At 30.5% G+C, this 7,084-nt stretch carries 6 protein-coding genes; all 6 read left to right on the top strand.

Annotated features, from left to right (window positions below; translation table 11 throughout):
- The first annotated feature begins 1,071 nt into the window (after window positions 1-1,071).
- The 6 genes from KQI30_RS16180 (at window position 1,072) to KQI30_RS16155 (ending at window position 6,899) form a co-directional block, all read left to right on the top strand.
- Complete coding sequence (locus KQI30_RS16180; protein ID WP_216464384.1) at window positions 1,072-2,784, top strand: ABC transporter substrate-binding protein; 1,713 nt, start codon at window positions 1,072-1,074, stop codon at window positions 2,782-2,784.
- A gap of 75 nt (window positions 2,785-2,859) precedes the next feature.
- Entirely contained in the window at window positions 2,860-3,822 is a 963-nt protein-coding gene (locus tag KQI30_RS16175; protein WP_216464383.1) for an ABC transporter permease, read from the top strand.
- Between the two features lie 13 nt (window positions 3,823-3,835).
- Window positions 3,836-4,723: an oligopeptide ABC transporter permease gene (gene opp4C, locus KQI30_RS16170; RefSeq protein ID WP_216464382.1), complete on the top strand. Its 888-nt coding sequence runs from the start codon at window positions 3,836-3,838 to the stop codon at window positions 4,721-4,723.
- A gap of 13 nt (window positions 4,724-4,736) precedes the next feature.
- Window positions 4,737-5,723 (top strand): ABC transporter ATP-binding protein, encoded by a 987-nt coding sequence (locus tag KQI30_RS16165; RefSeq protein ID WP_216464381.1) that lies wholly within the window; start codon window positions 4,737-4,739, stop codon window positions 5,721-5,723.
- On the top strand, window positions 5,724-6,692 hold the full coding sequence (locus KQI30_RS16160) for an ABC transporter ATP-binding protein (protein ID WP_216464380.1): 969 nt from the start codon (window positions 5,724-5,726) through the stop codon (window positions 6,690-6,692). It begins immediately after the preceding gene.
- A 9-nt stretch (window positions 6,693-6,701) separates the two neighbouring features.
- Complete coding sequence (locus KQI30_RS16155) at window positions 6,702-6,899, top strand: hypothetical protein (protein ID WP_216464379.1); 198 nt, start codon at window positions 6,702-6,704, stop codon at window positions 6,897-6,899.
- The last annotated feature ends 185 nt before the right edge of the window (window positions 6,900-7,084 follow it).

Genomic DNA, 7,084 nt, shown 5'->3' with positions numbered 1-7,084 from the left:
TTGAAAAGCGTTAGCTATACAACTAGTATACTTATACAATATAAAAATAGATATAAGTTGATATGAAATTCTAAGAAATATCGAGTAAATAAGAGAATAATAAACTACAAGGAGAGAGTTTTCAGTTCACAGTACACAGTGATGGAGGAAATTCCTTTTGGGGAATTTCTGAGATTTTAAGTGTGATAATTTTGTGCATAGAATAAGTTAGTTTTTTAAGATATTTATATTTTATATATAACTATCACAAGGGGCTAATGAAGGCTGTGCCTTCATGTAGCTTGGACTAGGAACCTATTATTAGTGAAAAACAACACTTAAGTATAACAGTTTTATATATGCACTAAATACATCTATAAATACAATTGTAACTTTAGCCATCCGCAGGACTAAAATATTTTCCCTACATGGGAAAATTAACATTAATTGCGAAATGTGAATTAACCGAAACTGTGCACTGTGAACTGTTTTAACTGTGCACTGAAGTTGTGAATTAATGAAAAAACTATAGAAATAACTATTAAGTGAGAAATGATTAACGATAAAATCATATACGGAAAAACGACAAAAAAGCTTACTATGGATTTACAAAAGAACGTTGTTTCTTTTGCAATTTATATAGATTGTTTAAGAACTTATTAATAAAATTACAAGATATAACATATATATAATAGCGATAATATAAATTAGTTAAGGAATAGATTTTATTGTATAAATACGAGAAAAACGAAGAAAATCGAAGTGAAAACCTATAAGAATACATTATCTGATAAAAAATTCTATATTTTAGGCGTTGAATTTAATAAAAATCTGAAGTAATATATTCACATAAATTGAAATATGAATGAAAAATAATTAAATTATGAAAAAATAGAATATATATTGAAGGCAATGAAGTCTATAATTTACCCTAAATTTAGAAATTTATTGACCTTTTTTTATTTTTAAGGGGTAGTTCATTATAAATATATATTTAAATTACAAGTTGTTATTTGGATCACTTAAGTTAAAGGTAAATGCTTAAATTAAAAGTGACTGAATATATATATATACTAAAAAGGGGGAAAAATTATGAAAAGTAAATTTATCAAAGCACTAGCTGCATTGACAACAGTGGCGCTACTTAGTTCTTGTGGTGGCGGAAGTGCAACAGAAACTTCAACTAAAAAGAAGGAATTAACAGGAACAAAGAATACAATATATGAAGCACAGGATATGAGTAAAAACCCTGAAGTAGCTAAAAAGAGAAAAGATACTTTAGTTATTGGTACTGAAGCTCCAGATGGTGTTTTTAATCCAGTATTTATGGAAAGTGCTTATGATATTTATATAACAGAAGCTATGTTTGCATACCTATTAAAAAATGATGCAGAAGGTGAAGTAACTGAAGGGTTAGCAAAGATGCCAGAAGTATCAGATGATGGTTTAACATATACAATAAAATTAAAAGATAATTTAAAATGGTCAGATGGATCAAAATTAACTACAAAAGACGTAGCGTTTACTATAAAACTTATTTGTGATGGTGGATATGATGGACCTTTAGATTTAGTTAATGGTAAAACTAAAATAAAAGGTGCTAAGGAATATCAAGAAGGAACAGCAACTGATATTTCAGGAATAGAAATTGTAGATGATCAAACTATGAAAATTACTCTTCTAGAAAAAACATCATCAGCAATTTATGATCTTGGTGGATTTATGCCAATGCCAGAAAGTTATTATGGAAAAGACTACAAACAAGGAAGTATAGATTCTATAAAGGCGCTAAATGAAAAGCCAGAAGTTTCTTCAGGTCCATACAAGTTTGTAAGTTATGCTTCAGGACAAGAAGTTAAATTAGTAGCTAATGATAATTACTATGATGGAAAAGCAAAAGTAAAAAATATTATTTATAAAGTAACTACTGTTGATACAAGACTTCAAATGTTACAAACTGGGGAAATTGATATGGATGAGCTTACTATAGGACAAGATAATGTAGAAGCTACAGAAGCAGCTGGATTCTTAAGCTATCAATACTTCCCTACTAATGGATATGGATATATGGCATTTAATTGTGCAAAACCTCAATTTAAAGATAAGGTTGTTAGACAAGCTTTAACTACAGCATTAAACAGAAAGAAGATTGTTGATTCAGTATATGATCAATATGCATCTGTTATTAACGTAAATCAATCTAAAGTATCATGGGCTTTCTATGCAGGTAAAAATAAATATGACTATGATTTAGAAAAAGCTAAGAAAATGTTAGATGATGCAGGATGGAAAGCAGGTTCAGATGGTATAAGAGAAAAAGATGGTGTAAAACTTTCTCTTCATTTCCTTGGTACTTCTAATAACCCAGTAGTAGATGCTATTCTTTCAGTAGCTACAGATGATTGGAAGGAATTAGGTGTAGATTTTAGTTCTGAAAAAGTTGACTTTAACCAAATGAGAGCTAAACAAAAAACTGGAGATTTTGACATGTTATTTATGGCTTGGGGATTAACTGCAAATCCAAATGATTCAGAGATATTTGCTACTAATGGATCACAAAATAATACTAATTATTCTAATGAAAAAGTAGATGAATTATACAATAAGTTAAATTCAGAATTAGATCAAGATAAACAAAAAGAATTATATAAAGAATTATATACAGAAATTAATGAAGATTTACCATATATCTTTATGTATCAAAGAAATGATATGTGGGCAATGAATGGAAGAGTAAAAGGATTAGATATATCTCCATATGTTCATTATACTCAAATGTTAAATAAAGTAACTTTAGAAAAATAGTTTCTTAGATAAAAAAATATAAAGCGCCCTCAGAAAGGCTGGGGGCGTTTTTTAGAAAGGAGTATATTGATTTATATGAGACAATTTATTACCCGAAGATTACTTCAAATGATACCTATGGTTATAGGTATATCTATAATTCTATTTACACTTATATCACTTATACCTGGGGATTTTGTAGATGCGAAAGCAAATCCTAATATGTCACAAGAAAAAGTTCAACAATTAAAAGAAATATATGGACTGAATAAATCTATACCAGAGAGATATGTTACATGGGCAAAACATGCAGTAGTTGGAGATTTCGGAGATTCACTTAGATTTAAGAAACCAGTATCAGAAGTTATAGACACTTATGTATGGAATTCTTTTAAACTTGCATTGACATCGTTTATATTAAGTCTTTTAATAGCAGTTCCTATAGGAATAATATCAGCTACAAGACAATACTCATTTTTTGATAAGTTCTTTACAGTATTTGCATTAATAGGGTTATCAATACCATCATTTTTCTTTGCATTATTACTTATAAAGTTTTTCTCTATAGATTTAGGAATATTACCGGTATCTGGAATGACTACGGCTGGAGTTGATCACACTGGAGTTAAACATGTATTAGATGTTGTAAAACATGGAATACTTCCTGTTGCTGTATTAACACTTATGCAAGTAGGAAGTTTAATGAGATATACAAGAACAGCTATGCTTGAAGTTATAAATCAAGATTACATAAGAACAGCTAGAGCAAAAGGATTAAAAGAAAAAGTTGTTATATATAAACATGCATTAAGAAATGGACTTATTCCAATTGTAACATTACTTGGAATGTCTCTTCCTGATTTATTTGCAGGAGCAATTATTACAGAAAGTGTTTTTGGATGGCCGGGAATAGGTAAGATTGCCTTAGAATCTGTTAATATAAGAGATTATACATTCCTTATGGGATTCAATATGTTAATTGTGGTATTAGTTTTAATAGGAAACTTAATTTCAGATATATCATATGCACTTGTTGATCCAAGAGTTAGACTAAAGTAAGGAGGAAAGCTTTATGCCAGATAAAAAAGAAAAATTAGAGTCACCATGGAGAGTAGTATTTAGAAGATTAAAGAAAAACAAATTAGCATTATTTGGTTTGAGTCTCATAATAATTATGTTTTTATTTTCGTTTATTGGGCCTTTATTTTCTCCTTATGGATACAACACACAGGATGCAGCAAAAAAACTTGCACCTAGTATGGCACATTTATTAGGCACTGATAATTTAGGAAGAGATGTATTAACTAGACTTATGTATGCTGGTAGAATTTCTCTTATAGTTGGTCTAGTAGCTATGATTATACAAGTTGTATTAGGAGCATCTATAGGAGCTATTGCAGGATATTATGGTGGATGGATAGATACAATAATAATGAGAATTATAGATATATTTATGTCATTACCATTTTTACCTGTAGTTATTATGGTTGGGGCAATATTGTCAGATTTAAAAGTACCGTCAAATGTTAGAATATTCGCTGTTATGTTTGTACTAGGATTTTTATCATGGCCGGCTCTAGCAAGACTTGTTCGTGGGGAAATCTTATCATTAAGAGAACAAGAATTTATGCAAGCTACAGAAGCATTAGGTCTTACAGACATAAGAAAGATATTTGCACATTTATTACCAAACACTGTACCTATAATTATAGTTAATGCTACATTAGCTATAGGTAATGCAATTCTTACAGAATCAACATTAAGTTATTTAGGTATTGGTGTAACACCACCAACTCCATCATGGGGAAATATGATTACAGCGGCTAGTAATCTTTATGATTTCCAAAACAGACCATGGCTTTGGATACCACCTGGATTATGCATTTTTGTAACGGTTATGGCTATAAACCTATTAGGTGATGGCTTAAGAGATGCATTAGATCCTAAGATGAAGAAGTAAAGGGGGAAATATTATGGCAAAGACATTAGTTGAATTTAAGAATTTAAAGACGTATTTCCACACTGAAGCTGGAGTAGTTAAAGCTGTAAATGATGTATCTTTTAAAATAAAAGAGGGAGAAACAGTTTGCGTTGTTGGAGAATCAGGCTGTGGTAAATCTGTAACTTCAATGAGCTTAATGAGACTTATACAAGCGCCAATAGGTAAAATCGAAGGTGGAGAAATATTTTATAAAGGTAAGGATATATTAAAACTTACTGATGAAGAGATGAGAAAAATTAGAGGTAATGAAATAGCTATGATATTCCAAGAGCCTATGTCTTCATTAAATCCAGTATTTACAGTAGGATCACAAATCATGGAAGCTATTATGTTACATCAACAATGTGATAAAAAGGTAGCAAGAGAGAGAGCTATCGAAATGATTAAGTTAGTAGGAATTCCAAGAGCGGATGAAATTGTAGATGCATATCCTCATGAGTTATCAGGAGGAATGAGACAAAGAATAATGATTGCTATGGCATTATCTTGCAATCCTAATGTATTAATAGCAGACGAGCCTACTACTGCTTTGGATGTAACAATACAGGCTCAAATACTAGACCTTATGAGAAAGATAAAGAAAGAATTAAATACAGCTATATTGCTAATCACTCATGATTTAGGTGTAGTAGCAGAAATGGCAGATTATGTTGTTGTTATGTATGCTGGTAAAGTTATTGAAGAAGGACCGGTATTAGATATATTTAGTAACCCAGCTCATCCATATACTAAAGGACTTTTAAAATCCAAACCTGTATTAGGTAGTTGTGCTGAAAGATTGTATTCAATACCTGGACAAGTTCCTAATCCAGTAGGAATGAAAGATTCATGTTATTTTAATGATAGATGTGAATGTTGTATGGAAAAATGCAAAAGTGAAATACCACATTTAAGAAAAGTAAGTGAGAATCATAAAGTAGCATGTTGGTTACATAATGATGATGAGGAGGTGAAGTAGATGTCTGAAGATGTACTTTTAAAAGTAGAAAACTTGAAAAAATACTTTCCTATAAAAGGCGGAGTAATGCAAAGAACTGTAGGATATGTAAAAGCTGTAGATGGAGTTTCTTTTGAAATAAAAAGAGGGGAAACATTAGGACTAGTTGGCGAATCAGGATGCGGAAAATCTACTACAGGTAGAACAATATTGAATTTACTAGAAAAAACTGAGGGAAAAATTTATTTTGAAGGTAAAGATCTCGATGAATTAAGTAAAAGTCAATTAAGAAAAATGAGACCTAAGATGCAGTTAATATTCCAAGATCCATATTCATCATTGAATCCAAGAATGACAGTGGGGAAAATTATTGGAGAAGCGCTTTTAAATCATAAAATGGTTTCAAAAAACGACTTAAGAGAAAAGGTTCTTGAAACAATGAAAATCTGTGGACTTGCACCTTATCAAATAGATAGATATCCACATGAATTTTCAGGTGGACAAAGACAAAGAATCGGTATAGCAAGAGCACTTATATTAAATCCTGATTTTATAGTAGCAGATGAACCAGTATCAGCATTGGATGTATCAATACAAGCACAAATAATTAACTTACTACAAGATTTAAAAAGGGAAAAGAATTTTTCGTACCTATTTATTTCACATGACCTTTCAGTTGTTGAACATATTTGTGATAAGGTAGGTGTAATGTATTTAGGATCACTTGTGGAACTTGCATCATCAGATGAAATTTTTAAGAATCCACTTCATCCATATACAAAGGCGTTGATGTCAGCCATTCCAATACCTGACCCAACAGTAAAGAGAGAAAGAATAATTCTTACTGGAGATATACCATCACCAGCAAATCCACCAAAAGGATGTAAATTCCACACTAGATGTCCATATGCAACAGATAAATGTAAAGAAGAAAATCCAGAGTATAGGGAAGTTAGTGAAGGCCACTTTGTAGCTTGTCACTTAGTCTAGGAGGAAAAAATGTTCGGACAAAATAAACTAAAGGAAAAAAGATTAGATAAAGAAACAGAAGAAAAATTATTAAAAGAATTGAGAGCAGAGAATTTATCAAAGAATGATATATTAGCAATAATTATTGCTACATTTCAGATATTAATACCGTTTATTTTAGTGTTAATAGTAGCATTACTTTTAGTGATTTTTTTATTTAGCAGATAGTTGATAAGAAGGTTTCACCGTAAGGTGGAATCTTTTTTTGTTATCGGGACTGAGGTCAGTGCACAGTCAATGTCGTCAACTTTAGAAAAAACAAGAGCTAGGAAATATATTCCGGTATATAATAGGATGATCCTTATGATAAAATATCTTTTTATCATAAGGAGATTTTTATATGAACAAAACGA

The organism is Clostridium bornimense, from assembly GCF_018917145.1.
Lineage (GTDB): Bacteria > Bacillota > Clostridia > Clostridiales > Clostridiaceae > Clostridium_AN > Clostridium_AN bornimense_A.
Note: the sequence above shows the minus strand (reverse complement) of the source record. Positions and strands in the feature narration are given on the sequence as shown.

Coding starts and splice junctions, on each gene's coding strand:
- opp4C (WP_216464382.1), top strand. CDS start 3,836: ATGCCAGATAAAAAAGAAAAATTAGAGTCACCATGGAGAGTAGTATTT.
- KQI30_RS16180 (WP_216464384.1), top strand. CDS start 1,072: ATGAAAAGTAAATTTATCAAAGCACTAGCTGCATTGACAACAGTGGCG.
- KQI30_RS16155 (WP_216464379.1), top strand. CDS start 6,702: ATGTTCGGACAAAATAAACTAAAGGAAAAAAGATTAGATAAAGAAACA.
- KQI30_RS16160 (WP_216464380.1), top strand. CDS start 5,724: ATGTCTGAAGATGTACTTTTAAAAGTAGAAAACTTGAAAAAATACTTT.
- KQI30_RS16175 (WP_216464383.1), top strand. CDS start 2,860: ATGAGACAATTTATTACCCGAAGATTACTTCAAATGATACCTATGGTT.
- KQI30_RS16165 (WP_216464381.1), top strand. CDS start 4,737: ATGGCAAAGACATTAGTTGAATTTAAGAATTTAAAGACGTATTTCCAC.